The organism is Bradyrhizobium sp. NAS80.1, from assembly GCF_001908205.1.
Classification (GTDB): domain Bacteria; phylum Pseudomonadota; class Alphaproteobacteria; order Rhizobiales; family Xanthobacteraceae; genus Bradyrhizobium.
The window spans coordinates 1-1,459 of record NZ_LGHL01000358.1 but is presented as its reverse complement, the minus strand read 5'-3'; the positions used below and the strand labels follow the sequence as shown (position 1 = coordinate 1,459).

Annotated in this window: 2 protein-coding genes; both read right to left on the bottom strand. The window is 61.1% G+C overall.

Annotation, left to right across the window (positions count from 1 at the left end; genetic code table 11):
- Nucleotides 1-386: 386 nt before the first annotated feature.
- Nucleotides 387-1,136, bottom strand: coding sequence for a hypothetical protein (locus AC629_RS43375; RefSeq protein WP_084810717.1), 750 nt, complete (start codon nucleotides 1,134-1,136; stop codon nucleotides 387-389).
- A 70-nt stretch (nucleotides 1,137-1,206) separates the two neighbouring features.
- Nucleotides 1,207-1,459 (bottom strand): alpha/beta fold hydrolase (locus tag AC629_RS48055; protein ID WP_143199918.1); only part of this gene is annotated, 253 nt, incomplete at its 5' end.

Here is a 1,459-nt window from a genome sequence, read left to right as displayed (position 1 = left end):
GACGATGCCCGGTCAAACCGACGTCCGATGGACCTCATGGACTCGCCAGCCTGCCAGCGATCCCAGATCTCAGACCGCTGAACCGCAGAATAGTAGATGCGACGTCGCTGCTTCATGCCCACACTCCATCTCTGCTAAAAGATTAGAGTGTTGCACCGACCGGTTGAGTCCACCCCCGTTAGCGACCACGCTCGCGCGGCGGCGCAATATGTCGCGAAGGGCCAATTTCTGCCTTGAGCAGTTGCAGCAATTCGCATTGCCTGACGCCTGAAAGCGGTCATTACGAATTGGCGGCTTTTGGAGCGACATCGAGTTCAGGACGGATCATTGCTGTCGGGAAATGCGCGGAGGCCCGTGGCAGAGGGATCGGCGATCCGGCACGTACATCATTCGGCGCGTTGTGCGCGCAAGTGGTGGACTTGGATGGCCACGAGGACTGGGAGCGGCAGGGGACGAGTCCCAAATGGAAGCGGCCGGACCGTTCTTCGAGTCGGCACCTGCAAACCGTCATAGTCCCGATACTCATCGCACATATGAGCCACGTGCGCCCAACGCCCGACGACGTCGGCGGTATAGTCGAGCCGGCGCAAGCGATGCTTGCCGTCGAAGTAGAAATCCTGGACGCGGCTATGCGTCGGAATGACAGCTGGAAACGTCACCCGAATTCTCTGCCAGGGGCCTTCGGCCGTTCGCAGCGGCGGCCGTTCCTCGAAGGCGAATCCTTCTCGGAGGAAGAGGAACGGCGTCGTCAAATAGTTCCACATTGCGTAGCCACCGAAATAGACGAAATCCAGGTGATCCCAAAAGAGGTGGCGGCGCAGGCCGCCAAATGCGGACCGCGGTCGTTCGCGCCAGGCCAGGACGGACCCGTCCTGCCTGACCACGCGAACTTGCTCGTCGCCGATCAGCTCGCTCGTTTCGCCTGCACGCGGATAGTCATGGAAGGCGAAACGCACGTCGGCCGCCGAGGCGGTGACCCGAACGCCTCGCAGCACCGGTCGCCGCTTCGCTGTAAAGAGGAAACCAGAGGCTGACACAGTTGCCTCAACCGCGACCAATCGCGACCAAACCGTGGCTCCGCCGTGCGCCTCGATGGCGGCGTTGATCACGGCCGGGAGGGGCTGGAAGTCACTCATCACGCAAACTCCTGCGCCAAGCTTTGCGCGGCGAGCAGCCAGCTGCGAGGGCCATTACTGGCTACTTTTCTCAGGCGCGCTTGCCGCGGTTGGCCGCCTCTCCTTTTGGTCGCGGATGCCCCATCAGGAATTCCAGGAGCGCATTGCTTACGTCTTTGGCGCGCTCTTGCTGAGTCCAATGACCGCAACCTTTCAAGACTATTGTCTCGCGAAGCAAGGGCACGAACTGTTTCAGGCTAGGGACGAGATGGCTCCAACTCGGCGATCTGTAAACCCCGTCTCGATCGCCAACGACATAGAGTGCCGGGACCTGAACCTTTGCG